Consider the following 25257-nt stretch of genomic DNA (forward strand, 5'->3'; position numbering starts at 1 on the left):
TCCTTCGATGGAAGAGCCCGATCGGCCGCCAAAGGCCCGGTCCATGGTCGGACTGGGTGTCGCCTTCGCTCTGCTGCTGGTGCCGGCCGGTGGCGTTGCCCTGTTCGCTCTGGTGGTCAGCGCCTTCGAGGTCGGCAGCCGGTTCCTGGCGCTGCTCGCGGCGCTGGTTGCGGGCGCGGGTGTGGTCTGCGGTGTGCTGGCGTTGGCGGCCGGTTCCAGCGGAAAGGCGGAACGCGCCCGGCAGCTGATGACCACCGACTTCCTGATCACCTTGGGCGCTGTCGTCGGCGCGATGCTCATCCCGACGCACGGCGAGTAGAGTCGTTTGGTCCTGCGCGGCACTGACCACTAAGTTGACCGCCGTGAATGGTCAACACGGGGGTTTCGTGCCGCAGGCGTCCGACGGCACACAGAGCAGCGAGCCGCAGCCCTACCCGGCACAGCCCTACGCGGCGCAGCCCGCGGCACCGCAGGCTTACCCGGGCCAGCCGGGTCCGACGCAGCCCGGAACGCCGCAGGCTTACCCGGCGCAGGCTTACCCGGCGCAGCCGGGTCCGATGCAGCCGGGACCGGTGCAGGCCGGGCCGCCGCAGGTCGGACCGGTGCCTGATCCGGGTGTGCAGTTCGGACAGCCCTGGCCTGACTCGGCGGAACGGTCCCCCAGCAAGCCGCCGCGCAGCCCGCGCAGCCCGCGCACCGTCTGGGGCACGATCAAGACGCTGATCGGGGTCGGCATCGTCGTGGCGTTCGCGGGTGGCGTGTTCTACACCCACGTCATCGACCCCGATCGCGACGACGCCGGCAACGTGCGGGGGGATCGGTCGATCACCTATGCCGATGTCCGGGTCGGCGACTGCGCCAAGCTGAACCCGTTCATCCGCCAGGACAGCAACGTCGACGTGACACCGTGTACGAGTACGCACAACGCCGAGGTCGTCGCGCGCCACACCATGCCGAAGGGTGACTGGCCGGGCGAGGACGCAGTCGACAAGACCGCGACGACCGAGTGCTCGAAGCAGCTGGAGTCCTACGCGGGCAAATCCGCCGACGTCGAGCCGATCTTCGCGGTACCCACCGAGTCGACCTGGAGCCGCGACCGCGACATCGTCTGCTTCGCCTATCGTTCCGGCGGCGGCCTCACCAAGTCGCTGCGCAAGTGAGCGGCCCGCGCTGATCGGATCCGGTCAGCGTGCCCCCGCGGCTTCTGACCGTGCGAAGTCAGCGTCAGCTCCACAGGTTCGACCGCGCCGACCGCTGCGTGGGGACTTTCGGCGCGCTCCGCACCACAACTTCACACACACCGCTGCCTCGGCCGCTGCGTGGGGACTATCGGCGCGCCCCGCACCACAACTTCACACACACCGCTGCCTCGGCCGCTGCGTGGGGACTTTCGGTGCGTGGCGGGCCGCTGCTCAGATCCAGTCGGTGTGGCGGGGCCAGGCCAGCAGGGTGTCGACCACCTCGGTGGTGGCCGACGGCGGTGGGGGCGCGGCGGTGCGGTACCGGCCCTGGAAGAACAGCAGCGGCCCGCCGTCGCGGCACTCGCCGAGGGTGAGCACCCGGCCTACCACGATCACGTGGTCGCCACCCGGGTGCACTGCCTCGACCCGGCACTCGGCCCAGGTCAGCGCGTCGCGCAGGATCGGCATGCCGCCCGGTGACGGGGTCCACGCGACCCCGTCGAACTTGTCCGGACGGCTCGTGCCGAACGCGCGGGACAACTCGTGGTGGTCCTCGCCGAGCACGTTGACGCAGAACAGCCCGGTGTCCTGGATCCGCTGCCACGTCTGCGAACCGGCCTGCGGGCAGAACAGCACCAACGGCGGATCCAACGACAGCGGCACAAAAGCCTGACACGCAAAACCAGCCGGAAAAGCCGGGCCACCGGCCAAAGCCGCACCACCAGCCGACGCCCGGCCACCCGACAAAGCCGCACCACCAGGCGCCCGACCACCCAAAGACGCCGGGCCGCCAGCCGACCCCAGACCACCCGACGACGCCGGGCCGCCGGACGACGCCGGGCCGCCGGACGACGCCGGGCCGCCGGACGACGCGGGGCCGGCGGATGACGCGGGGCCGGCGGATGACGCCGTCGTGACGACGGTGACGCCGGTGCAGAAGTGGCCGAACACCCGGCGGAACTCGCGCGCGTCCACCCCCACCGCGACGGTCACCCGTGGCCGCCCGCGGCGAACCGATGGCCCCACACGCTGTGCGCGGTGGTCTGCCGGGCCACCCACGTGTCGTCGTCGACGGTGAGCCCGGCCGTGCCGTATTCGATGTCGAAGCCGCTCGGTGTGCGTACGTAAAAAGAAATCATGTTGTCGTTGGCGTGCCGGCCGAGCGTGGAAATCATCGGGGCCTTGTGCCGCGCGCAGCGGTCGATCGCCCGGCCCACGTCGTCGATCGACGCCGTCTCGGTCATCAGGTGCACGAGGCCGCTGGGCGCGGGGATCGGGGCGAGCGCGACACTGTGGTGCCGCGGCCCGCAGCCGAGGAACCGCATCCACAACGGTTTGTCGCTGGGCGGCAGCCCGATGGTCTCCGGGATCAGCCGCATCGAGTCGCGCAGCCGGAACCCGAGCACCTCGGTCCAGAACCGCAGCCCGGCCTCGTCGTCGAAGGACGGCAGCACCACGTGCCCCATCCCCTGCGCACCGGTCACGAAGCTGGTCCCGTAGCGGCTGAGTGCCGGCCGGGTGTCGAGGGCCGCGCCACAGAAGAACTCGAGCCGGTTGCCGGCCGGATCGTCCACGCTGATCATGCGATCCACCCGCCGGGCGGCGAGCTCGTCGTCGCCGGCCGCCTTGAAGCCGACGCCGGCCGCCTCCAGGACCCCCACCAACATCCCGAGCGCAGCAGGTGACGCCAACTCCCAACCACTCGCGGCGAGCCGGTCCCGCTCGCCGGGCACCACCACGATCCGCGCGGGCAGGTCGTCCATCCGCAGGTAGACCGCAGACGCGTCGGGTCCGCGCCCCTCGACCATGCCGAGCACCGTGACACCGAACTCCCGCCACGCGGGCACGTCGGTGGCCTCGACCCGCAGGTAGCCGAGCGATCGAATGAGGCTCACTGCCGCTCCCCCTCCAAGAAATCGAACGCCAGGCGATGGAACTCGTCGAACTTCTCCAAGTGCGCCCAGTGCCCGCAGCCGCCGAAGACGTGCAGCCGGCAGCGGCGGATCAGCTTCAGTGCGACGAGCGCGCCGTCGAGCGGGTTGACCCGGTCCTCGCGGCCCCACACCAGCAGCACCTCGTTGCGCAGCCGGTGCGCGTCGCGCCAGAGCAGGCCCTCCTCGAAGGACGCGCGGTCGGTGAAGGAGGCCCCCATCGCGCGCATGGCCTGCAGCGCCGCGGGGGTGGAGGCGGCGGCGAACCGCTCGTCGATCAACTCATCGGTGATCAATTTAGGATCGACCACGAGGGTACAAAGGAAAGCCGCCAACCGTTCCCGGCTGGGCCCGGCCCCGAACGCGCCCAGCCGCTTGACCCCCTCGGTCGGGTCGGCGGCGAACACGTTGAGGCTGAGCCCGCCCGGCCCCATCAGCAGCAGCTTCCCGGCTCGGGCCGGGTGCCGCAGCGCGAACCGCACGGCGGTGCCCCCGCCGAGCGAGTTGCCGAGCAGGTCCACCCGGTCGAGCCCGAGCTCGTCGAGCAGCCCCGCGAGCGCGTCGGCGGCGTGCGTGAAGTAGTGCCCGGTCAGCTCGCCGAGCTCGGACCCGCCATAGCCCGGCTGGTCGACCGCGAGGGTGTCGAAGCGTTTGGCGAAGACCGGGACCGACCGCCCGAAGTTGCTCATCGCCGACGCGCCCGGCCCGCCGCCGTGCAGCAGCACCAGCGGGGGCGCGCCGGGTGACCCGGCTCGGTGGAACGCGAGAGTCATGGCCGCCTCACATCATCGCGTCGGCGACGGAGAGGCCGAACTCGCCGCGGCCGTACATGGACAGGGCTCGTTCCGGGTCGTTGATCGCGTGCACCCGGCCGGCGTGCGCGTCACGCCAATACCGCTGCATCGGGTGGCTGGAGTAGATCGCCCGGCCGCCGGAATTCTCGAACAGCCGGTCGACGGCCTGGATCGCCAGCTCGGTGCCGCGCACCTGGTCGCGGCGCACCCGCAGGCGCAGCCGGGCCGGCAGCTTCTCCCCCGCGCTGGCGAGCGTCATCAGCTCGGTCATGTCGGCGGTCAGGGCCAGCCAGGCGGCGTCCAGGTCGGCGGCCGCCCGGGCCACCCGCACCTGCGAATACGGATCCTCGGCGGCGCGCACCCCGGCATACGCCGCGCGGACCCGTTCGCGCATGTAGCTGACGTGCGCGTCATACGCCCCGGTGGCCATGCCGATGATCGGGGTGGTGATCGTGTACGGGAAGATCGACCCGTACGGGATCCGGTAGAGCGGCGCGGTGTTCAGCTCCTGGCCGGGGCAGACGCAGCGGGCGGTGTCACCGAAGCTCAACGACCGATACGCCGGGACGAACGCGTCGGCCACCACGATGTCGTTGCTGCCGGTGCCGCGCAGCCCGACGGTGTGCCAGACGTCCTCGACGGTGTAGTCGTCGGCCGGCAACAGGAACGTGCGGAAGTCGGCCGGCGTCTCGCCCTCGCCGGGCACGATGCCACCGAGGAGCACCCAGCTCGCGTGCTCGCAGCCGGAGGAGAAGCTCCAGCGGCCACTCACCCGATATCCCCCGTCGACCGCGATGATCCGGCCGGTCGGCGCGTACGACGAGGACATCAGCGTGCCCGGGTCGTCGCCCCAGACGTCCTGCTGGGCCTGGTCGGGGAAGAGCGCCAGCTGCCAGTTGTGCACCCCGATCACCGAGGCGACCCAGCCGGTGGACCCGCAGGCGGCAGCGATGTCGCGCACGCAGCCGAAGAACGTCACCGGATCGGCCTGATAGCCGCCGAACCGGGCCGGCTGCAGCAGCCGGAAGAAGCCGGTGGCGGCGAGTGACTTGATGCTCTCGGTGGAGATCGTCCGGCGGTCCTCCGCCTCCTGGGCTCGGTCGCGCAGGACCGGCACCAGCTCCTGAACCCCGCGTGCGACGGCGATGGCGCCCTGCATGAGATCCCCTCTCATCGGCCTGGCTCGCGCACTCAACGGTCCCTATACTAGAACACGTTCTACCTGACGGGCTACCGCCCCGAGAGCTGGGGAGCGCAAGATGACCGACGGCGCGACAGCACGCACGATCGACACCGGGGTGCCGCCGCTCAGGTTCGCCCGCGGCTGGCACTGCCTGGGTCTGGCCGACTCGTTCCGCGACGGTGCGCCGCACGCGATCGAGGCGTTCGGCACCAAGCTGGTGGTCTTCGCCGACTCGGCGGGCGCCCTGCACGTGCTCGACGGGTATTGCCGGCACATGGGCGGCGACCTGACGATGGGCACGGTCAAGGGCGACGAGATCGCCTGCCCGTTCCACGACTGGCGCTGGCACGGCGACGGCCGCTGCGCCGCGGTGCCCTACGCGCGCCGGGTTCCGCTGCGCGCCCGCACCCGCTCCTGGCAGACCCTGGAGCAGAACAGGCAGTTGTTCATCTGGCACGACCCGCAGGGCGCCCCGCCACCGCCCGAGGTCACCATCCCGCGGATCGAGGGCGCGTTCTCCGACGAGTGGAGCACCTGGACCTGGGATTCGATCCGGATCGACGGCGCCAACTGCCGCGAGGTGATCGACAACGTGGTCGACATGGCGCACTTCTTCTACATCCACTTCGCGTTCCCGACGCTCTTCAAGAACGTGCTGGAGGGTCACGTGGCGGCGCAGTTCCTGCAGACCCGGCCCCGGCCGGACGTGCCGGTCACCGCGCGGCAGTCCGGCGACGCGACGCTGCGCTCCGAGGCGGCCTATCACGGCCCGTCCTACATGATCGACTACCTGTTCAACGACTACCGCGGCTTCAACGTCGAGTCGGTGCTGATCAACTGCCACTACCCGGTCACGCCGACGTCGTTCGTCCTGCAGTGGGGTGTGATCGTCAAGCGGCTGCCCGGCCTCACCACCGAGCAGGCTGCCCGGGCCGCGACGAAGTTCGCCAAGAGCATCGGGATCGGCTTCGAGCAGGACGTGGAGATCTGGAAGAACAAGAGCCGCGTCGACAACCCGCTGCTCTGCGCCGAGGACGGCCCGGTCTACCAGCTCCGGCGGTGGTATGAGCAGTTCTACGTCGACACCGAGGACGTCACCGAGGACATGGTGGCCCGCTACGAGTTCGAGGTCGACACCACCCGCGCCGTCGAGACCTGGACCGCCGAGGTGCAGGCCAACCTGCAACGGCAGGCCGGGTCGGCGCCGTGACCCGGGCCGGCACCCGCACCGAGCGGCAGGAATACCTCGAGGGCGGCCTCGAGGAGCTGGCCTGTGAGCGGTGCGCCGCGGTGGTCCGGGTCCGCAAGTCCAGCCCGCAGCAGACCAGCGTGCAGTGGAGCACCGCGGCCGCCCGGCAGTGCACCACTCCGCTCGGCGCGCTCGTGCCCCGCTGCCCGGCGCTGCACGCCAGCATCGACGACGCGGTGCGGGCCGGCCGCCTGGACATTCCCTGATGGCGTACCGGCTGCGGGTCGCCGAGGTCATCGCCGAGACGGCCGAGGCGCACTCGCTGGTGCTGGCCGTGCCGCCGGAGCTGTCCGCGACGTTCTCCTACCTGCCGGGGCAATACCTGACCGTCCTGGTGCCGCACGGCAGCGGCAGTGTGGCCCGCAGCTATTCGCTGTCCAGCTCGCCGCACACCGACGCCAACCCCAAGATCACCATCAAACGGGTACGCGACGGGCAGGCGTCCAACTGGCTCTGCGACCACGTCCAAGCCGGTGACGAGCTGGAGCTGTTGCCGCCGGCCGGGGAGTTCACGCCCGGCTCGTTCGACGACGACCTGCTGCTGCTCGCCGGTGGCAGCGGCATCACCCCGGTGATGGCGATCATCAAGTCGGTGCTCGCCCACGGGCACGGGCGGCTCGCGCTGGTCTACGCGAACCGCGACGAGTCATCGGTCATCTTCGCCGGCGAGCTGGCCGAGCTGGGGCGGCGTCACGGTGACCGGCTGCGCGTGACGCACTGGCTGGACCACGAGCGCGGCGCCCCCGACCCGGGTGCGCTGGCCGCGCTCGTGACGCCGTGGGCGGGGCTCATGGCGTACATCTGCGGTCCTGAGCCCTTTGTGGCGATCGCCCGCGAGGCGCTGCAGGAAGCCGGAGTCCCGCATGATCGCGTGCGGGTCGAGCGTTTCGCGTTCGAGCAGGCCCGCACGGCGGACGCGACCCTCGAGGTGGAGCTGGACGGGCAGACCCACCGGCTGCCCTGGCCGACCGGCACACGGATGCTGGACGTGGTGATCGAGGCCGGGCTCAACCCGCCGTTCTCGTGCCGGCAGGGGCACTGCGGCGCGTGCGCGTGCCGGCTGCTCAGCGGGGAGGTCGAGATGATCAACAACGAGATCCTCGAGGAGGAGGACTTCGCCGAGGGGTATGTGCTGGCCTGCCAGTCGGTGGCCCGCAGCGAGCACGTGTCGGTCACGTACTACTGAGTTGTAAGCTTTCAATCCAGAGACTTCCATGTTTCGATTCCATGACGCGTCCGGTGTCGTCGTCCCCCAACGACGGTGCCGATCCCCTCCGAAAGGAAGCGTCATGAGATCCATCCGGAACGTCCTGGCCGCGTCGGCCGTCGCCGCCGTCGGCCTCGCGCTGCTGCCCGCACCGGCATCGGCGGCCACGGTCGTGGTCAGCACGGTGACCGACCTGACCAACGCCATCAAGAACGCCACCGCCGGCACCGTGATCCAGGTCCGCGGCGGTACCTACTACCCGACCGCCACACTGCAGTCGACGGTCAACGGCACGTCCGGCTCGCCGATCACGCTCACCGCGTACGGATCGGAAAGCGTCAAGATCAGCGGAACCAGCCTCCCCAGCGGTTCCTGGATCTTCAAGCTGACCGCCGACTACTGGAACGTCTCGAACCTGACCTTCCAGAACTCGCCGGACAGCGCGGTGGTCTGCCAGTCCTGCATCGGCACCACCTGGAACAACATCAAGACGATCAACGGTGGCGACTCCGGGTTCACCCTGACCGGCGACGGCACCAGCAACAACACCGTCAAGAACATCGATTCGTACGGCAACTACGACGCCGCCGAGCACGGGGAGAACGCCGACGGGATCGCGGTCAAGTTCGGCTCCGGCACCGGGAACCTGATCACCGGCGCCCGGGTCTACAACAACTCCGACGACGGGATCGACCTGTGGTCGTTCTCCTCGCCGGTGACCATCGAGCACACCTGGTCGTTCGGCAACGGCAAGAACCGCTGGAGCGACTCGGCCTTCGCCGGTGACGGCAACGGCTACAAGCTCGGCGGGGACGGCGAGACCGTGGCGCACGTGGTGAACAACTCGGCGGCCTGGGACAACACCGGCAACGGGTTCACCGAGAACTCCAACAAGGGCGCGATCGTGATCAATCGGACCACCGCGTACGCCAACGGCAACTGGGGCTACTACTTCGCCACGAGCGCGGCGAAGCTCGGCAAGAACCTGGCGGTCGGCAACGGCAGCGGCCTGGTCAACAAGGGTTCGTCGGTGGTCTCGTCCGGCAACAACTGGGACAGCGGGATCAGCACCCCGTCATTCGTCTCGACCGACGCCACCACCACCTACAACGCGCGGTCGTCAAGCGGCACCCTGCCCGCCACCACGTTCCTGACCACCGGGAGCAGCACCATCGGCGCCACGATGAACTGAGTCAGCGGGCGGCGGCCAGGCTGATCGCGATGTCGATGAGTTGATCCTCCTGGCCGCCGACCAGCCGGCGCTGCCCGGCCTGCACCAGGATCTCCGCGCCGGAGACCCGATAGCGCTCGGCCAGCGTGAACGCGTGGGTCAGGAAGCTGGAGTACACCCCGGCATAACCCATGATCAGAGCCAGCCGGTCGAGTGTGCACTCGGCCGGCATGACCGGGCGCACCACGTCCTCGGCGGCGTCGACGATCGCGAAGAAGTCCACGCCGGTGCGGATGCCGAGCTTGTCGCAGACGCCGACGAACGCCTCCACCGGCGTGTTCCCGGCGCCGGCCCCGAACCGGCGGGTGCTGCCGTCGATCTGCTTCGCGCCGGCCCGCACGGCCAGGACCGAGTTGGCCACGCCCAGGCCCAGGTTCTCGTGGCCGTGGAAGCCGACCTGCGCGTCGTCGCCGAGCTCGGCGACCAGCGCGGCGACCCGGTCACCGACCTGGTCGAGCACGAGCGCGCCGGCCGAGTCGACCACGTAGACGCACTGGCAGCCCGCGTCGGCCATGATCCGGGCCTGCGCGGCGAGCACCTCGGGCGGCTGCGAGTGGGCCATCATCAGGAAGCCGACAGTCTCCAGGCCCAGCTCGCGGGCCAGCCCGAAGTGCTGCTCGGTGATGTCGGCCTCGGTGCAGTGGCTGGCGATCCGGCACACCGTGGCGCCGTGTGCGGCGGCCGCGCGGATGTCGTCGAACAGCCCGATCCCGGGCAGCATCAGGAAGGCGATCTTCGCGCGGGTGGCGGTCGCGACGGCCGCCGTGATCAGCTCCTGTTCGGGCGTCCGCGACAGCCCATACGTGAACGACGACCCGCCCAGGCCGTCGCCGTGGGTCACCTCGATCACCGGCACCCCGGCCGCGTCCAGGGCGGCGACCACCGCGGTGACCTCGGCGACGGTGAACTGGTGGCGTTTGGCGTGCGAGCCGTCCCGCAACGACGAATCAGTGATCCGGATGTCGGTGGTCATGCCGCCAGCTCCTCCCCGACCCGGGTCGCCGCCGCGGTCATGATGTCCAGATTCCCGGCGTACGACGGCAGAAAGTCCCCGGCCCCACTGATCTCCACGAAGATCGCCACCCGGCCGCGGTCGAACTGTGGCTCGTTGAGCAGCCGATAGCCCGGAACGTAGCGGGCCACCGCCGCGGCCATCGCGGCGATCGAGGCACGGATCGCGTCGTGGTCGGCGTCCGGCCCGATCGCGCAGAACACCGTGTCCCGCATGACCAGCGGCGGGTCGGCCGGGTTGAGCACCACGATCGCCTTGCCCCGTTCCGCGCCGCCGACCGTTGCCAGGGCGCGCCCGGTGGTGCGGGTGAACTCGTCGATGTTGGCCCGGGTGCCCGGGCCGGCCGAGCGGGACGCCACGGTCGCCACGATCTCGGCGTAGGCGACCGGCGCGCACCGGGACACCGCGTGCACCATCGGGATGGTGGCCTGCCCGCCGCAGGTGATCAGGTTGAGGTTGGGTGCGTCGAGGTGCTCGCGCAGGTTGACCTCGGGAACGACAAGCGGGCCGACGGCGGCCGGGGTGAGGTCGATCGCGCGGATCCCGGCCTCGGCGTAGCGCGGCGCGGCGGCGCGGTGCACGGCCGCCGAGGTGGCCTCGAAGACCAGGTCGGGCAGCGGGTCCTGGGTGAGCAGCCAGTCGGCGCCTTTCGCGCTGACGGCCAGGCCGAGGTCGGCGGCGCGGCGCAGGCCGGGGCTGTCCGGGTCGATGCCGGCCATCCAGAGCGGCTCGATCCAGGCCGAGCGTCGCAGCTTGTGCAGCAGGTCGGTGCCGATGTTGCCGGACCCGACGATTGCCGCGGTCAGCTTTGCCACCCCGCCACCTCCGCCTGTCGCTGCGACCCCTGCGCTCGTCACCGCGCCGCCTCGCTGCCGGTGGGGTGCACGTCGGCCCGGAAGGACAGCCGCACCTCGCCCAGGCCGGTGAACGCCGCTCGGTATGACGAGCCCGGCTGCACGTCGACGGCGCGGGCGCACGCTCCCGGCAGCACCAGATGGCCGGCGCGCAGACGCACCCCGAAGCCGGCGACGGTCCGGGCCAGCCAGGCCACCGCGGTCACCGGGTTGCCGAGCACCGCGTCGGAACGCCCGCCCACCACCGGTTCACCGTCCCGGAACAGCACGGCGTCGATCCCCCGCGGGTCGATATCGGTCGGCCGCACCCGCCCGGCGCCGATCACGAACCCGGCCGACGACGCGTTGTCGGCGATCGTGTCGGCCAGGCCGATCTTCCAGTCCGCGATCCGGCTGTCGATCAGCTCGATCGACGGCGCGAACCACTCCGTCGCCGCCAGCACGTCCTCCTCGGTGCAGCCCTCGCCGGGCAGGTCCGCGCCGAGCAGGAACGCCACCTCGATCTCGACCCGCGGATAGCAGTAGCGCGCCGCGTCGACCGGATCGGTCTCGGACAGCTGCATGTCGGCCAGCAGGTGCCCGTAGTCCGGCTCGTCGACGCCCATCATCTGCTGCATCGCCGCCGAGGACAGCCCGACCTTGTGCCCCACCACGGCACTGTCCCGGCGGCCGATGTTGACGAGCTGGATCGCGTAGGCGTCGGCGACGGTCAGGTCGGGCCACTCCTCGGTCAGTGGCGGGATCGGCTTGCGGTCACGCTCGGCCACACGCAGGCACTCGGCGAGCGCGAGACGATCAGCTTCGGTCAGCATGCTGGCCTCCCCAGCCCCGGACGATGGCCAGGAAAGTCAGCATTCTGGCCTCCCTGCCCCGGACGATGGCCAGGGAAGTCGGCATCCTGGCCTCCCTGCCCCGGACGATGGCCGGGGAAGTCGGCATGCCGGCCTCCCCCGTCGTGGACAGCGACGCTGCGGCCGGCCCGGCGCCCGGAGAAGACGCAGTCGGCCAGCGACAACCCGCTCACGTAGCTGCGCGAACAGATCCCGACCGCGGTGCGCCCGGCGGCATACAGCCCGGACACCCCCACCACCTGCCCGGTCTGCTCGTCGACCCGCAGACCGCCGAGGGTGAGCATCGGCGCCGGGTAGGCGGTCCGCTTCCGGATCGACACATCAACCATCGAGTACGGCGGGGAGCCCGCATGTGGCCCGGCCGTGGCGGCCAGACCGGCCGGGTCGACACCGGCCTTGCGGGCGACCGCCTCCAGCGTGGCGCCGGTGACCCGGCCGGCCGTGAGCAGCCACAACACCGGCCAGCGCTGGAACCACAGCGTCTGACCCCACCACTGACGGCGACACCGCGCCAGCGTGGCCGCGTCGAGCAGCAGCCAGGCCCGCGACCCCGGCGAGCGCAGGATCGCCTCGCCGACCGCCGCACCGTAGCGGGACTCGTCGCAGACCCGCCGGCCGTCCCGGTCGACGAGCAGGCCGTCGAGCATGGCCGCGGGCGGGCTCAGGAACCGCCAGACGCTCACCCGATCGAGATGCGCCGTGGAGCCACCCGCCGCGACACCGAGCCGGATGCCCGAGCCGTCGTCGCCGGGCGTGCCCAGCCGCAACCCGCCCCGATAGTCGGGCGCGTGCTCGCGCATCATCGCGCGGTTGAAGACGAACCCGCCCGCGCAGAGGATCACGCCGCGGGCCGCCGAGACCCGCAGCGGACGCGCGTACCGCCGCTCCAGCGCGGCCACCCGCCGGTGCAGCGCCCGGCCCAGCCCCGGCAGGTAGAGCCCGGGCGTCACCGACCAGCGGTGCAGCACCCGAAACGCGAGCCGCACCCAGCCGGGCGCGCCGCGCAGGGTCTGGCACTCCACACCGGTCACCCGCCCGCCTGCGTCGGTGACCAGCCGCTCTGCCCGGGTCTGCGGGAACACGTCCACGCCGCGGTCGCGCACCGCAGCGGCGAGCCGGGCGAAGAGCACCCGGCCGGACGTGCCACGCGCCAGCACCCGGTGACCCCGGGGCGCCGACTGGCCGAACGCGGTCTCGCTGCCCGAGACGTACAAAAAGTGTCTGTTGGTGGGGTAAGAGGTCTTGTAGGGACAGCGGCGCGCGTCGAACGGCACCCCCAGCCCGGCCAGCCAGTCGAGCATCCCGGCGCTCTGCTCGCAGAACCGGTGCAGCGTGCCGGCCGACACCGTGTCACCGGCCTCCTCGCGCAGGTAGTCGGCCATCTCCTGTGGTGTGTCGCTGACCCCGGCGGTCTGCTGCTGCCGGGTGCCGCCACCGGCATAAACCACCCCGCCGGAAATAGCGGTGGCCCCGCCGCCGCCGAACCGGTCGAGCACCAGCACCCGCGCGCCCGCGTCGGCGGCCTCGATCGCGGCGCACGCGCCGGCCGCGCCGAAACCGACAACGACGACGTCCCACGAGCCGGTCACGGAACCTCCTCCAGTGGCGCCGGATGGGCCATAACTATAACCTGTTCTAGTGGCGGAGGCCGAGGGCGAATTCGATCTGGTGGTGGCCGGCAGCGGCGGGGCCGGGATGGTCGCGGCGCTCACCGCCGCGCACCACGGGCTGAGCGCGATCGTGCTGGAGAAGGCCGGCTCCTACGGCGGTTCCACCGCCCGCTCCGGCGGCGGGCTGTGGCTTCCGGGCAACGAGGTGCTGCGCCGCGCCGGCGTGCGCGACAGTGCCGAGGAGGCGCGGGCCTATCTCGCGCACGTCGCCGGGGCAGAGGTCACGGCCGCGCGGCAGCACGCGTTCCTGGCCGCCGGGCCGGCGATGCTGGCGCTCGTCCGGGCGCACACCCCGCTCGACTTCGCCTGGGTGCCCGGCTATCCCGACTATCACCCCGAGGCGCCCGGTGGCCGTCCGGGCGGGCGCAGCATCGAGCCGCGGCCGCTGGACGCCCGGCTGGCCGGGCCGGACCTGGCCACCCTGGCCAGGCCGTACCGGGCGGCGCCCGCCGGGATCGCCGTCACCCAGGTCGACTTCCGGTGGCTGTCGCTGGGTGTCCGGCATCCGCGGGCCTTTCTGACCGCGGCCAAGCTCGCCGCCGGTGGCCTGAGCCGGCGCCGACTGACCATGGGCCAGGCCCTGGCGGCCGGGCTGCGGGCCGGCTTGCGCAGGGCGGGCGTCGACGTGCGGCTCGGCACACCGATGACCGACCTGCTCGTCGAGCACGGCCGGGTCGCCGGGGTCCGCGCCGGTGGGCTGACGTTCCGTGCCCGGCGGGGTGTGCTGCTGGCCAGCGGCGGGTTCGAGCACAACGAGCCGATGCGTCGCAAATACCAGGACCTCGGTGTGGAGTGGACGGCCGGTGCGAGCGGCAACACCGGCGACGGCATCGAGGCCGGCGAGCGGCTCGGCGCCGCGCTCGACCTGATGGACGAGGCCTGGTGGGGGCCGTCGATCCCGCTGCCCGGCGGGCCGTATTTCTGCCTCGCCGAACGCAATCAGCCCGGCTGCCTGCTCGTCGACAGCAGCGGGCGGCGGTTCGTCAACGAGGCCGCGCCGTATGTCGATGCCGTGCACGCGATGCTCGCCCCGGGCGTGCAGTTGCCGGCCTGGCTGGTGGCGGATCAGACGTACCGCAACCGGTACCTGTTCGCCGGGCACGGGCCGCGCGCCCGGCTGCCGCGCCGGTGGTTCGCGGCCGGGATCGCGCACCGGGCCGACACCCTCGACGAGCTGGCCGGGCGGATCGGGGTGCCCGCCTACGCCTTGCGCAGCACCGTGCGGCGGTTCAACGGCTTCGCCGCGCACGGGCACGACGACGACTTCGGTCGCGGGGATTCGGCGTACGACAGGTATTACGGCGACCCGCGGCAACGCCCCAACCCGTGCCTGGGCGCGCTGGCCCGGCCGCCGTTCTACGCGTTCCGGATGGTCCCCGGCGACCTGGGCACCAAGGGCGGGCTGCGCACCGACGAGCGGGCGCGGGTGCTGCGCCCGGACGGCACGGCCATCCCAGGGCTGTATGCGGCCGGCAACGCCGGCGCCGCGGTGATGGGCCGGGGTTATGCGGGCGCGGGCGCGACCCTCGGCCCGGCCCTGACCTTCGGCTATCTCGCCGCCCTCGACTGCGCAACCCCGGCTGGCCCACAGGGGCGCCTCCCGCATGATCAGGGACCCCTGGAGACCAGCTGATGCCCACGACCCGGCTGGCCCACAGGGGTGCCTCAACCATGATCAGAGACCCCTGGAGACCAGCTGATGCCCATTGATCCGGACGTTGCGGTCGGGGCTGAGCTGCCCGGCCGGGAGCTGCGCTGGGACAGCACCGATGTGCTGCTCTATCACCTGACCCTGGGCGCGGACGAGCTGCCCTACGTCTACGAAGGCGCCCTGTGCGGGGTGCTGCCCAGCTTCGCCACGGTGGCGTCGACGCTGCGCGACACCGAGCCGCCGGAGGTGCGCATGCCCGGCGTCGACGTCGACCTGGCCCGGGTGGTGCACGGCCGGCAGGAGCTGGAGATCCACCGGCCGCTCCCCGTGGCGGGTAGCTGCACGGCGCGGTCGCGGATCGTCGCCGTGCACGACAAGGGCAGCGCCGCGATCGTCGTCACCGAGACCGTCACGGCGTATTTCACCAGCCGGATCAGCATCTTCGTCAAGGGCGCGGGCGGCTTCGGCGGCGATCGCGGGCCGGACACCCGGGTGCCGCCGCCGGTGCGCGCGCCGGACGCCGAGGTGCTCAGCCGGACCGATCCGCGGCAGGCGCTCTGGTATCGGCTTCTCGGCGACCGCAATCCGCTGCACGTCGACCCGGTGTTCGCGGCCCGGGCCGGGTTCGACCGCCCGATCCTGCACGGACTCTGCACGTACGCCATGGTGTTGAAGGCGGCGATCGGCACGGACCCGCAGCGGGTGGCCGGGTATCGCGCCCGCTTCGCCGGGGTGGTCTATCCGGGCGAGACGCTGCGCACCCGGATCTGGCGCGAGGACCACTGCCTGATCCTGACCGCCACCGTCGCCGACCGCGACGACGCCCCGGCCCTCGCCGACGCGGTCGTCACCCTGCGGTGAGGCTCACGTCCCGCTGATACCAGGTGCCCGGCTTACCGCCGAGGTCGGCCGGATCGGCCGGGCCGACGGGGACGAACCCGGCCTTGGCCAGCACCCGCTGAGACGCGACGTTCTCGCCGGAGGTGGCTGCCCACAGCGTATGCAGCCCGTGCCGCGCCGCCGCCACCCGGCACAACTCCCGGACCGCGGCGGTGGCGACGCCGCGACCGGCGATGACCTGGGCGACCCGGTAGCCCAGATTCGCGGTGCCGTCCGCGACGTCGTAGAGGTTGAACCGGCCCAGAACCGAGCCGTCGTCCGCGATGAGCAGATAGAAGGCGCAGCTGCCGGAGTCCTGCTCGGCCAGGGAGTCGCTGAAACGATCGGCGAACCGGTCGAAGAACTGGTCACCGCGGTCGGAGATGGTGGCAGCGAAGTAGGCGCGGTTCGCCAACTCGAAGGCCAGGACCGCCGGGGCGTCACCGGCCACCAGCCGCTTCAGTTCGGGCACCGCCCGACCCTATCCGGCCCACCGGCGAGCGGCCCGGGTCAGCGCCGTTCGGGCACTGTGGCGGCCTGCCGGGCGACGGCCGCCCGGCAGCACCGGGAACCGGCGTCACGCTCCGCTGAGGATCAGGCCGCTGGTCGGCACTCCGGTCCCGGCCGTGACCAGCACCGGGCCGTCACCCGGGACCTGGTTCACGGCGGTGCCGCGGACCTGCCGCACCGCCTCGGCGATCCCGTTCATGCCGTGGATGTACGCCTCACCCAGCTGCCCGCCGTGCGGGTTGATCGGCAGCCGCTCCTCCGTGACCACATGCCGCCCCTCCCCCCGGCCGCAGAAGCCCAGCTCCTCCAGCTGCATCAACACGTACGGCGTGAAGTGGTCGTAGAGCACAGCCGCGCGCACGTCGGCGGGCCTGAACCCGGACCGCCCCCACAGCTGGCGGGCCACCACCCCCATCTCCGGCAGCGCGGCCACCTCCTCGCGGTAGTAGCTGGTCATCACGAACTGGTCCGGTCCACTGCCCTGTGCCGCCGCGCGCACCACGGCCGGCGGCCGGCGCAGGTCGCGGGCCCGTTCCGCGGACGTCACCACCAGCGCGACCGCCCCGTCGCTCTCCTGGCAGCAGTCGAGCAGCCGCAGCGGCTCGGCGATCCAGCGCGACGCCCGATGGTCGTCGAGGGTGATCGGCCGGCCGAAGAACCAGGCGGCCGGGTTGGTCGCCGCGTGCCGGCGGGCCGCCACGGTGACCCGGCCGAAGTCGTCGGTGGTGGCGCCGTAGTCGTGCAGGTAGCGCTGGGCGACCATGGCCACCTGGGCGGCCGGTGTGGCCAGGCCCATCGGGTAGTGCCAGCTCGCGTCGAGCCCGGGCGGCACGCCTGCCTGCCCGAACCGGCGGCCGGAACGTTCGTTGAGGGCGCGGTAGCAGACCACGGTCTCGGCGACGCCGGCTGTCACGGCGAGCACGGCCTGCTGGACGATCGCGCAGGCCGCTCCCCCGCCGTACCCGATCCGGCTCAGGAAGGTCAGCTCGCCCGCGCCGATCTCCCGGGCCACCGCGATCTCCGCGTTGTCGTCCATGCTGAACGTGGTCAGCCCGTCGACGTCCGACGCTCGCAGCCCGGCGTCGTCGAGCGCGGCGCGGACCGCTTCGACGGCGAGGCGCAGCTCGCTGCGGCCGGAGTCCTTGGAGAACTCGGTGGCACCGATGCCGGCGATCGCGGCGTTCACGACGTCACCCGCACGGTGCCCGAGACGTGTTCGCCGGTGGCCGTGCGGCCGGCGACCGCCACCTCGTCGCCGTGCGCGTATCCCGTGAAGGTGAGCGTGTCGCCGGGGTGGCAGGGCGCACCGAGCCGGATCTCGATGCCGCGCAGCACCGCGGCCGGGCCGGCCCAGTCGGTGACGTAGCGCTGAACGAAACCGGTCGTGGCCAGGATGTTGAGGAAGATGTCCCGGCTGCCGCGCCGCACCGCCGCGTCCCGGTCGTGGTGCACGTCCTGGAAGTCCCGGGTGGCCAGCGCACTGCTGATGATCACGGTGGGCGTGACCGCGAGGTCCCAGCGTGGCAGCTCGATCCCGGCCGGCCGCCACACCGGCAGGCCGTCGGCGAAGGTCACCTGGACCCGGTCGCCGATGGCCGGGCGGGTGCCGCGCAGTTCGCCGACCATGCGGACGCCCTCGTCGAGATCGACCAAGGCGACCGTGACCGGGGAGCGGCGGCCGGGCAGCGGCGGGTGGTGGTGCACCACGTAGCTGTGCACGGTCCCGGTGCCGGCGGCGACCACGTACTCCGGGGTGAAAGCGCCGCACGCCGGGCAGCCCGGGCCGGGCGGGTGACGCAGCGCGCCGCATTTGCCGCAACGCTGGATGCGCAGCTCACCGGCGTCGACCCCGGCCCAGAAGAACGCGGAGTCCGGGCCGGTCACCGGCCGGATCGGGTCCGCGCGTGCCGGTGCCGTCGCGCCGGGCCGGTACTTCAGCACCCGGAACCGCATCTCGGCCACCGGTTCGCCGTCGACCTCCCAGGTGCTCGCCGTGGTGACGAACCAGCCCTCGCCGAGCGCGGTCCGTTTCGGCCCGGCCACGCCGGTGAGCCGGCTGCGGACCGCCACGGTCTCTCCCTCGCGCAGGTAGCGGTGGTAGGTCTGTGCACAATCGGTCGCCACCACCGACGTGAAGCCGGCCTCGTCCAGCACGTCCGACATGACGCGCAGCGGGTCGGCGTCGTCCGGCGCTGAGGGGCGCAACCCACGCATCGTCCACACCTGCACCATCGCGGGCGGCGCCAGGCCCTCGCGCTCGTAACGCGGGTTGTCGTCGCCGATCGCGGCGAGCCAGTCCCGGATCGCCGGCCGGTTCACCGGATCCCGAGCCGGCCGCGCCGCAGACAGCCCGGCCTCGGCGATCCGCCGACCCGCCGCCTCGATCGTCTCGGTCACCTCGCTCATGCTGAGCCCTCCTCGGCTACGCCGTTCACCGTGGATGTCGGCGCTACCGGGGCACCCGGGGCAGCCCGAGACCCGCCGACGCGATCAGTTCCCGCTGGATCTCGTTGACCCCGCCGCCGAACGTCAGCACCAGGTTGCGCTTGGCCTGCAGATCCAGCCACATCAGCAACTCCGCGGTCGCCGGGTCGGCCGGATCGCCATACCGCCAGACCACCTCCTCCAGCTCCTGGCCGATCCGCAGCAGCCGCTCCGACGAGAACACCTTGGTCACCGACGCGTCGGCGGCACCCGGCTCGCCACCGGTCACCTGCCAGTTGAGCAGCTCGTTCACCCGCCGGTACGCCTCGGCCCGGGCCAGCGCCCGCCGCACGTCCGGAGCGTCATGATCGGCCGCCCAGGCACCGACGCGATCGATGAACGCCCCGAACCGCCCGGCCGGCCCGAGCATCACCCGCTCGTGGTTGAGCTGCGTGGTCAGCAGCCGCCAGCCGCCGTTCTCCGCGCCGACCAGCCGGTTCGCGGGCACCCGCACGTCGGTGAGATACACCGTGTTCACGTGGTGCGCGCCGTCGCACGTGATGATCGGCGTCCACGCATAACCCGGGTCGCTGGTGTCGACGATCAGAATGGACAGGCCGCGGTGCCGGGGCGCGTCCGGGTCGGTGCGGCAGGCCAGCCACAGGTAGTCGGCGTCGTGCGCGCCCGTGGTGAACGTCTTCTCGCCGTTGACCAGGTATTCGTCGCCGACCCGCACCGCCCGGGTCCGCAGCGCCGCAAGATCGGTGCCCGCCTCCGGCTCCGTGTACCCGATCGCGAAGTGGATCTCCCCGGCCAGGATCCGCGGCAGGAAGAACTCCTGCTGCTCACGCGTACCGTGCGCAAGCAGCGTCGGTGCCACGGTCTGCAGGGTCACCGCGGGCAGCGGCACGTCGGCGCGCGCCGCCTCGGTCACGACGATCTGCTGCTCCACCGCCCCGAGCCCACCTCCGCCGAACCGCTCCGGAAAGCCGATCCCCAGCCACCCGTCGCGGCCGAGCCGGCGAACCAGACCGCGAAACTCACTGCCGTGCCGCTCGCGCAGGACCGCTGCGCGTTGCTGTTCATTCAAGACCCCTGTGAGGTACGACCGGAGCCGCGTCCGGAGCCCCCGCTGCTCGTCAGTCAGATCGATGCGCACCGTGGGCTCCCAGCCGGTCGAGGCACTGCTCCGCGCCGCCGAGGTGCCACACCAGCTCACGGACCAGCGCGGTGTGCCGGTGCAGCGGGTAGTCGGCGGCCAGCCCGAGCCCGCCGTGCAGGTGGTGACAGGTCCGCAGCGCCGGGAGCACCTCACTGCTCATCCAGTACGCGGCGGTCCACAGGTCACTGTCGTCCTCGGCGCCGTCGTCCAATCCCCAGCTGGCGGCCAGGGCGGCGAGGTGCATGGTGCGGGAGGTGACATACACGTCGGCGATCTGCTGGGCGACCGCCTGGAAGGTGGCCAGGGGCCGGCCGAACTGGTGCCGGTCCCGCACGTGGTCGGCCGTCATCCGCAGCGCGCCGGCCAGCGCACCGTCGCCGAGCGCACACGCGCCGGACACCGCGTACCGGTGAATGTCTGCCGTCCCGTCGCCCAGCGGCTCGCAAGCTACGTCGTCCAGCCGCACCGCGAATCCTCCCGGAGTGCGCAGGACGGTGACGCCCGCAGCGGCCGGATCCACCAGCGCGACGCTCTCGCCGACCGGGATCAGGATGCGATGGGCCTGGTCAGCGTCGGGAACGTCGCGGCACGTCCCGCTCAGCCGCCCGCTCTCGGTCGCGGGCATCGGCGTGCCCAGCGCGGCGGTCAGCACCCGGCCCTCCAGCACGCCCGGCAGCAGGTCGCGCTGCTGCGCCGGGGTGCCCCACCGGGCCACCGGCAGCACGCCGAGCGCGAGCGTGGACCAGGCCGGCACCGCGGCGGCGTGCCGGCCGATCTCGGTGAGCAGCAGCCCGGTCGCCAGCGCGCCGAGCCCGGCGCCGCCCAGCTCCCGCGGCACCGCGAGGCCGAGCAGCCCGGCCTGGCCGAGCGACTTCCACAAGGCTGCCGCCGCGCCGTCGTGACCGCCCGCCGGCCCGCCGTCGAGGCCGCGTCCTGGCGCGCTGTCGTGGTCGCGTCCTGGCGCGCTGTCGTGGTCGCGTCCTGGCGCGCCGTCGTGACCGCGTCCTGGCGCGCCGTCGTGGTCGCTCAGCACCTCGCCGGCGAGGCGGACGATCGCCTCCTGGGCGTCGTCGAGCGCGAAGTCCGGACCCATGCCAGCCATTAGAACACGTTTCACTTCCGGGTGGAGATCGGTGGCCGTAACGGGGCGTCAACAACCCGTTGCTAGGCTGGAGTGAACCACCGGGTCATGAGGGGCAACCATGGCGGCACCAAGAACAAATTCCAGTATTGGCGCGGCACGCAGCACTCTCGACAGCGAGCAGGGTTCCGCCGCGCAGCGCGACCGGCGCCGCCGGATCCTCGAGGCGACGCTGCTGCTGGCGTCGAAGGGCGGCTATGACGCGGTGCAGATGCGCACGGTGGCGGAGCGCGCCGACGTCGCCCTCGGCACGCTGTACCGCTACTTCCCGTCGAAGATCCATCTGCTGGTCTCGGCGCTGGCGCTCGAGCTGGAGAAGATCCAGGAGAAGCTGGAGCGCAAGCCGATCCCCGGCGACACCCCGCACGAGCGCATGCAGTTCGTGCTGAGCCGGGTGACCCGGGCGATGCAGCGCGAACCGCACCTGACCGAGGCGATGACCCGGGCCTTCATGTTCGCCGATCCGTCCGCGAGCGCCGAGGTCAACGCGGTCGCGCGGCTGATGGAGGACATGTTCACCCGGGCCATGCACGACGGCGAGCCGACCGCCGACGACCGGGCGAAAGCGCGGGTCATCGGCGACGTGTGGCTCTCCAACCTGGTCGCCTGGGTGACCCGCCGCGCCTCGGCCAACGACGTGATCAATCATCTGGAGCTGGCGAGCCGCCTGCTGCTGCGCTGATCACTCGGCCGTTTTGCTCGCGCGCTGGTCACTCCGCCGTTTTGCTCGCGCGCTGATCACTCGGTCAGCGCGACCAGCTTCGCCAGGGCCTGCTGGCCGGCGGCGCCGGCCTGTTTCTCCAGCATGCCGGCCATCGGGCCCTTCAGCGCCGGACCGATGAACTCCATTTCGTACGTGATGTGCGAGCCGCCGTCGGCCGGCGTGATCACGAAGAGGTTCTTCGCCTTGACGCCCATCGGCCCGTCGCCGTCCTGCTCGAGCCGGCCCGGCGCCGCCGCCGCGGTCACCCGCCAGGCCATCTCGGCGGGCATGCCCATCAGCTTGACCTTCTGCCGATACGTCGCGCCCTCGCCGAGGACCGCCGGCACGTCGCCGGCGAAACCCTCGTGCATCGTGTTCCATTCCGCGACCCGGGACAGGTCGGACACCACGTCCCAGATCCGCTGCGGATCCGCCTTGGCATCGGCCTCAACGGTCACCTTGGCCATCGCGCTCCTCCTCGAGTAGAGCAACTAGAACAGGTTATAGCAGTGTGACTTGATTCACTAGCGTCGGTCGCCCGGCGACGGCGATGCTGTGGTGGTGGACGGACACGCGGTGACCGCAGACGAGACCGGCCGGGCCCATCGACGCGAAGCGATCACCGAGCTGGGCGACGCCCTGCGCACGCTGGTCGAGCACGCCACCACCACCGAGGTGCCGACCGGCGACCTGCTCCGGGCCGCCGCCGAGATCCGCGAGGTGACCACCCGGCTCGGCGACCGGGTGCGCGACCGGTCCACCCTGTCCAGCGCCGACGACCTGCTCGGCGGTGTCCGGATGTTCAACCCGGTCACCGGGGCCGGCAGTGCGCTCGCCCCGCCGCTGCAGATCGAGGTGGTGGCCGGCGTGGCGACCGGCCGGTGCACGCTCGGCCGGGCCTTCGAGGGCCCGCCGACGTTCGCGCACGGCGGGGTCAGCGCCATGCTGCTCGACCAGATCCTCGGCCACGCCGTGGTCGCCTCCGGCAATCCGGGGATGACCGTGCGGCTGGACACCGCCTACCGCGCGCCGGTCCCCCTGCTGACCCCGCTGCTGCTGACCGCCCAGGTCCAGGACGTGGCCGGCCGCCGGGTGACCGCGACCGGCACCATCGCCACCGAGGCCGACCCCGGCACACCCCTGGTCACCGCGACCGGCACGTTCGTCGGCCTGCGCGCCGAGCAGACCCACCGCCTGTTCGGCAAGCTCCTGCGCGCCGACCCCTGACGGGCCGGCGGCTCACCACGGCAGCGGACCCGTCTCGTCCTGGAAGGTGCCGGTCGGACCGGAGGCGTCGAGGGTGGCCATCCCGACCACGACCCGGGCGCTCTGCTCAACCGGGCGTCCGATGCCGAAAGCGGCGGTCATGTCGGTGGCGGTGGGGCCCGGCTCGACGGCGTTGAACCGGATGCCCGGCTGTGCCTTGGCGTAGTGCACCGTCAGCATGGTGGCCGCCGACTTCGACGCCGAATACAGCGCGAGCGGCAGGCCGAACTCCGGCCGCTCCGGGTTGGTCACCGCCCAGAACGACCCGGCGCTGCTGGAGACGGTGACCACGTTGGCGTGCGAGGACTTGCGCAGCAACGGCAGTGCCGCCTCGGTGACCCGGACGATGCCGACCGCGTTCGTGTCGAAGGACCGCAGCGCCGCGGGGCCGTCGAGCGCGGTCTCCAGGACTCCGGCGTTGTGCACCAGGACGTCGAGCCGGCCCTCGGCCGCGTCGATCGCCGCCAGGGCGCTGCTGACCGAGGCGTCGTCGGTCACGTCGAGCTGGACGAACCGCGCGCCGAGCTCGGCGGCGGCCTTCGCGCCGCGGCCGGCGTCCCGCGCGCCGATGTACACCTGGTGCCCCAGCGCCAGCAGCTGCCGGGCGGTCTCGTAGCCGATGCCCTTGTTGCCACCGGTGATCAAGCTGACGGTCATGTTGTCCTCCGCGTTCCGTGGCCCCCAGCGGGCCGTCATGAACGCTACGAGCGACGCACCGGCACACCCGGAGTCCTGTGCAGCCTGGGGTGTGACAGGACCCCCTTCGCCCGGTGCGCACAGCGCTAATGTCGGGCCATGAGCGAGTCGACGAACGCCCTCGGCGCGTACCTGCGGGCCCGGCGCGAGCTGGTGACGACGCAGCAGGCGGGCATCCCCGACGTCGGCGTGCGGCGGGTGCCGGGCCTGCGGCGCGAGGAGGTCGCCATGCTCGCCGGCATCAGCGCCGACTACTACCTGCGGCTCGAGCGCGGCCGGGACCGCAACCCCTCCGTCCAGGTGCTCGAGGCGATCGCCCGCGTGCTGCAGCTCGACGACGACCACTTCGCCCACCTGCTGACCCTGGTCGCGGACGTTCCCCGGCGGCGTCGTCGCCGGCCGCGCAAGCAGACGCCGCCGGCCGGAGCGTTGAAGCTGCTGGCGAGCCTCGCGCAGCCGGCCTTCATCGAGGACCGCTATTTCGACATCCTGGCGGTGAACCCGCTGGCCGCGGCGCTGTCGCCCGGCCACGCCCCCCGCGGCAACCAGCTGCGGGACCTGTTCCTGGACCCGGCGACGCAGGCGCTGCACCCGGAGTGGGAGAACGTGACGGAGTGCTTCGTCGCCAACCTGCGGCAGGCCGTGGGGACCCACCTCGACGATCCACGGTTCATCGAGCTCACCGGCGAGCTGACGCTGGCGAGCCCGCGGTTCCGGCAGCTCTGGGCCCGGCACGAGGTGCGCGGGCAGAGCGGCGGGCCGATCCGGCTCGACCACCCGCAGGTCGGTGAGATGACCCTCAACCGGGAGCGGCTCGCCATCAGCGGCACCGACGACCTGATGCTTGTCGTCTACCACCCGGACGCCGGCTCGGCCGACGCCGACAAGCTGGCCCTGCTCGCCTCGGTCGCCCTGCCCACGGCCGGCAGCACGAAGGACCACGTCGTCAAACCTGCCTGACGAGCGCCTCCGGCATGCGGCGGGGCGGCGCGCGGGGGCGGGCCTGACTAGCATCAACGCGGTCAATTTCCGCCACATGCTGAGGTATCGATGACCTACCCTCCAAACACGCCCGAACCCGGCTTCGCCGCACCGCCGCAGGCCCCGCCGGACGAGGTGCTCCAGGCCGCCGCGAGCCGCCAGTTCGGCAGTCTGATCGCCGGGCAGCGCGGCACCAATCCGTTCGGCAACCTGGCCTTCGGCCTCGGCGGCGGCATCGCGCTGATCGCCGGCGGCGCCCTGGTCGCCTGGGTGGGCTCGCTCATCGACTTCCGGCCGCTGGCGCTGCTAGCCTGCCCGATGATCGTGATCGGCCTGGTCGTCATCGTCTACGCCGTCATGGCGCTGGCCGCCGGCTTCACCGCCACGTACCTGTTCGAGAACGGTCTCGTGCACACCAAGAACAAGAAGGTCGACGCGGTCGCGTGGACCGAGGTGGACGAGCTCTGGCTCTGGAAGGCCGGCGGCAACACCGCGCTGGCCGGCAACCTGCTCAGCTACTACGTGGTGACCTTCGACGGCCGCAAGGTCGTGGTCGAGTCGGCCGTCGGCAAGGGCGAGCAACCACTGGGCCCCCGGCTGGAACAGATCGTCGCCCAACTCGGCCGCCCGGTCGTGGACAGCGGCCCCTACGTGGGCAAAATGCGCCCCTGACCGGGCAGA

Annotated in this window: 25 protein-coding genes and 4 pseudogenes; 12 read left to right on the plus strand and 17 right to left on the minus strand. The window is 72.1% G+C overall.

What is annotated here, in order from left to right; translation table 11 throughout:
- Positions 1 to 7: 7 nt before the first annotated feature.
- Together Apa02nite_RS18025 and Apa02nite_RS18030 are read left to right on the plus strand one after the other, a co-directional pair.
- Entirely contained in the window at positions 8 to 319 is a 312-nt protein-coding gene (locus Apa02nite_RS18025) for a hypothetical protein (protein WP_203826018.1), read from the plus strand.
- 283 nt (positions 320 to 602) lie between these two features.
- A complete protein-coding gene (locus tag Apa02nite_RS18030; protein WP_203826019.1) occupies positions 603 to 1160 on the plus strand; it encodes a septum formation family protein in 558 nt (185 codons plus the stop codon).
- A 252-nt stretch (positions 1161 to 1412) separates the two neighbouring features.
- Here the strand turns inward: Apa02nite_RS18030 and Apa02nite_RS18035 are convergent.
- The 5 genes and pseudogenes from Apa02nite_RS18035 to hsaA all read right to left on the minus strand — a co-directional run.
- Positions 1413 to 1871, minus strand: a pseudogene (locus Apa02nite_RS18035) (flavin reductase family protein); the annotation flags it as partial.
- Positions 1872 to 2075: 204 nt separating this feature from the next.
- Positions 2076 to 2174, minus strand: a pseudogene (locus tag Apa02nite_RS18040) (monooxygenase); the annotation flags it as partial.
- Positions 2171 to 3076, minus strand: a complete 906-nt coding sequence (hsaC, locus tag Apa02nite_RS18045; protein WP_203826020.1) for an iron-dependent extradiol dioxygenase HsaC — start codon at positions 3074 to 3076, stop codon at positions 2171 to 2173. The pseudogene Apa02nite_RS18040 and the gene hsaC, both read right to left, overlap by 4 nt.
- The gene (hsaD, locus tag Apa02nite_RS18050) at positions 3073 to 3885 is read right to left on the minus strand and encodes a 4,5:9,10-diseco-3-hydroxy-5,9,17-trioxoandrosta-1(10),2-diene-4-oate hydrolase (protein WP_203826021.1); all 813 of its coding nucleotides are present in this window, start codon (positions 3883 to 3885) and stop codon (positions 3073 to 3075) included. Before hsaD ends, hsaC begins: the two co-directional genes overlap by 4 nt.
- A 7-nt stretch (positions 3886 to 3892) precedes the next feature.
- Positions 3893 to 5065, minus strand: coding sequence for a 3-hydroxy-9,10-secoandrosta-1,3,5(10)-triene-9,17-dione monooxygenase oxygenase subunit (hsaA, locus tag Apa02nite_RS18055; RefSeq protein WP_203826022.1), 1173 nt, complete (start codon positions 5063 to 5065; stop codon positions 3893 to 3895).
- Positions 5066 to 5165: 100 nt separating this feature from the next.
- Here hsaA and Apa02nite_RS18060 point away from each other — a divergent pair, with 100 nt between their 5' ends.
- The 4 genes from Apa02nite_RS18060 to Apa02nite_RS18075 all read left to right on the plus strand — a co-directional run bounded on the left by Apa02nite_RS18060 (position 5166) and on the right by Apa02nite_RS18075 (position 8737).
- Entirely contained in the window at positions 5166 to 6299 is a 1134-nt protein-coding gene (locus Apa02nite_RS18060) for a 3-ketosteroid-9-alpha-monooxygenase, oxygenase component (RefSeq protein ID WP_203826023.1), read from the plus strand.
- Entirely contained in the window at positions 6296 to 6544 is a 249-nt protein-coding gene (locus Apa02nite_RS18065) for a hypothetical protein (RefSeq protein WP_203826024.1), read from the plus strand. Before Apa02nite_RS18060 ends, Apa02nite_RS18065 begins: the two co-directional genes overlap by 4 nt.
- Complete coding sequence (locus Apa02nite_RS18070; RefSeq protein WP_203826025.1) at positions 6544 to 7524, plus strand: ferredoxin--NADP reductase; 981 nt, start codon at positions 6544 to 6546, stop codon at positions 7522 to 7524. Before Apa02nite_RS18065 ends, Apa02nite_RS18070 begins: the two co-directional genes overlap by 1 nt.
- Positions 7525 to 7627: 103 nt before the next feature.
- Positions 7628 to 8737: a right-handed parallel beta-helix repeat-containing protein gene (locus Apa02nite_RS18075; RefSeq protein ID WP_203826026.1), complete on the plus strand. Its 1110-nt coding sequence runs from the start codon at positions 7628 to 7630 to the stop codon at positions 8735 to 8737.
- 1 nt (position 8738) lies between these two features.
- Here the strand turns inward: Apa02nite_RS18075 and dmpG are convergent, their stop codons facing one another.
- The 4 genes and pseudogenes from dmpG to Apa02nite_RS18095 all read right to left on the minus strand — a co-directional run.
- Positions 8739 to 9749 carry a 4-hydroxy-2-oxovalerate aldolase gene (gene dmpG, locus Apa02nite_RS18080; protein WP_203826027.1) on the minus strand — a complete coding sequence of 337 codons (1011 nt, stop codon included), beginning with the start codon at positions 9747 to 9749 and terminating at the stop codon, positions 8739 to 8741.
- Complete coding sequence (locus Apa02nite_RS18085; RefSeq protein WP_203826028.1) at positions 9746 to 10603, minus strand: acetaldehyde dehydrogenase (acetylating); 858 nt, start codon at positions 10601 to 10603, stop codon at positions 9746 to 9748. Before Apa02nite_RS18085 ends, dmpG begins: the two co-directional genes overlap by 4 nt.
- Positions 10604 to 10641: 38 nt before the next feature.
- Positions 10642 to 11454 (minus strand): 2-keto-4-pentenoate hydratase, encoded by an 813-nt coding sequence (locus tag Apa02nite_RS18090; RefSeq protein ID WP_203826029.1) that lies wholly within the window; start codon positions 11452 to 11454, stop codon positions 10642 to 10644.
- A gap of 125 nt (positions 11455 to 11579) precedes the next feature.
- Positions 11580 to 13082 (minus strand): annotated as a pseudogene (locus Apa02nite_RS18095) (FAD-binding protein); the annotation flags it as partial.
- A 49-nt stretch (positions 13083 to 13131) separates the two neighbouring features.
- On the opposite strand from Apa02nite_RS18095, the gene kstD reads away from it, so the two are divergent.
- Together kstD and Apa02nite_RS18105 are read left to right on the plus strand one after the other, a co-directional pair.
- Entirely contained in the window at positions 13132 to 14796 is a 1665-nt protein-coding gene (gene kstD / locus Apa02nite_RS18100) for a 3-oxosteroid 1-dehydrogenase (RefSeq protein WP_203826031.1), read from the plus strand.
- A 66-nt stretch (positions 14797 to 14862) separates the two neighbouring features.
- The gene (locus Apa02nite_RS18105; RefSeq protein WP_203826032.1) at positions 14863 to 15675 is read left to right on the plus strand and encodes a MaoC/PaaZ C-terminal domain-containing protein; all 813 of its coding nucleotides are present in this window, start codon (positions 14863 to 14865) and stop codon (positions 15673 to 15675) included.
- Here Apa02nite_RS18105 and Apa02nite_RS18110 read toward each other — a convergent pair.
- From Apa02nite_RS18110 to Apa02nite_RS18130, 6 genes and pseudogenes are all read right to left on the minus strand, one after another.
- Entirely contained in the window at positions 15662 to 16165 is a 504-nt protein-coding gene (locus Apa02nite_RS18110) for a GNAT family N-acetyltransferase (protein ID WP_203826033.1), read from the minus strand. The genes Apa02nite_RS18105 and Apa02nite_RS18110 overlap by 14 nt on opposite strands.
- A gap of 105 nt (positions 16166 to 16270) precedes the next feature.
- Positions 16271 to 17389, minus strand: a complete 1119-nt coding sequence (locus tag Apa02nite_RS18115; RefSeq protein WP_203826034.1) for a lipid-transfer protein — start codon at positions 17387 to 17389, stop codon at positions 16271 to 16273.
- Positions 17386 to 17754 (minus strand): MaoC/PaaZ C-terminal domain-containing protein, encoded by a 369-nt coding sequence (locus Apa02nite_RS51070; RefSeq protein ID WP_275412486.1) that lies wholly within the window; start codon positions 17752 to 17754, stop codon positions 17386 to 17388. The genes Apa02nite_RS18115 and Apa02nite_RS51070 overlap by 4 nt, the downstream gene beginning before the upstream one ends.
- A 27-nt stretch (positions 17755 to 17781) precedes the next feature.
- A pseudogene (locus Apa02nite_RS51075) lies at positions 17782 to 18609 on the minus strand (bifunctional MaoC family dehydratase N-terminal/OB-fold nucleic acid binding domain-containing protein); the annotation flags it as partial.
- Between the two features lie 43 nt (positions 18610 to 18652).
- Positions 18653 to 19786, minus strand: a complete 1134-nt coding sequence (locus Apa02nite_RS18125) for an acyl-CoA dehydrogenase family protein (protein WP_203826035.1) — start codon at positions 19784 to 19786, stop codon at positions 18653 to 18655.
- Positions 19767 to 20882, minus strand: coding sequence for an acyl-CoA dehydrogenase family protein (locus Apa02nite_RS18130; RefSeq protein ID WP_203826036.1), 1116 nt, complete (start codon positions 20880 to 20882; stop codon positions 19767 to 19769). Before Apa02nite_RS18130 ends, Apa02nite_RS18125 begins: the two co-directional genes overlap by 20 nt.
- Positions 20883 to 20991: 109 nt before the next feature.
- Here Apa02nite_RS18130 and kstR point away from each other — a divergent pair, with 109 nt between their 5' ends.
- On the plus strand, positions 20992 to 21612 hold the full coding sequence (kstR, locus tag Apa02nite_RS18135; protein WP_067685278.1) for a cholesterol catabolism transcriptional regulator KstR: 621 nt from the start codon (positions 20992 to 20994) through the stop codon (positions 21610 to 21612).
- Between the two features lie 56 nt (positions 21613 to 21668).
- Here the strand turns inward: kstR and Apa02nite_RS18140 are convergent, their stop codons facing one another.
- Complete coding sequence (locus tag Apa02nite_RS18140; RefSeq protein WP_203826037.1) at positions 21669 to 22100, minus strand: type II toxin-antitoxin system Rv0910 family toxin; 432 nt, start codon at positions 22098 to 22100, stop codon at positions 21669 to 21671.
- A gap of 109 nt (positions 22101 to 22209) precedes the next feature.
- Here Apa02nite_RS18140 and Apa02nite_RS18145 point away from each other — a divergent pair, with 109 nt between their 5' ends.
- A complete protein-coding gene (locus tag Apa02nite_RS18145) occupies positions 22210 to 22860 on the plus strand; it encodes a PaaI family thioesterase (protein WP_203826038.1) in 651 nt (216 codons plus the stop codon).
- A gap of 12 nt (positions 22861 to 22872) precedes the next feature.
- On the opposite strand, the gene Apa02nite_RS18150 is transcribed toward Apa02nite_RS18145, so the two are convergent.
- Entirely contained in the window at positions 22873 to 23556 is a 684-nt protein-coding gene (locus Apa02nite_RS18150; protein ID WP_203826039.1) for an SDR family NAD(P)-dependent oxidoreductase, read from the minus strand.
- Between the two features lie 138 nt (positions 23557 to 23694).
- Here Apa02nite_RS18150 and Apa02nite_RS18155 point away from each other — a divergent pair, with 138 nt between their 5' ends.
- Entirely contained in the window at positions 23695 to 24555 is an 861-nt protein-coding gene (locus tag Apa02nite_RS18155) for a helix-turn-helix domain-containing protein (protein ID WP_203826040.1), read from the plus strand.
- Positions 24556 to 24645: 90 nt separating this feature from the next.
- Positions 24646 to 25248, plus strand: coding sequence for a DUF6585 family protein (locus tag Apa02nite_RS18160; RefSeq protein WP_203826041.1), 603 nt, complete (start codon positions 24646 to 24648; stop codon positions 25246 to 25248).
- The last annotated feature ends 9 nt before the right edge of the window (positions 25249 to 25257 follow it).

The organism is Actinoplanes palleronii (assembly GCF_016862315.1).
In the GTDB taxonomy this organism is placed as follows: Bacteria; Actinomycetota; Actinomycetes; order Mycobacteriales; family Micromonosporaceae; genus Actinoplanes; species Actinoplanes palleronii.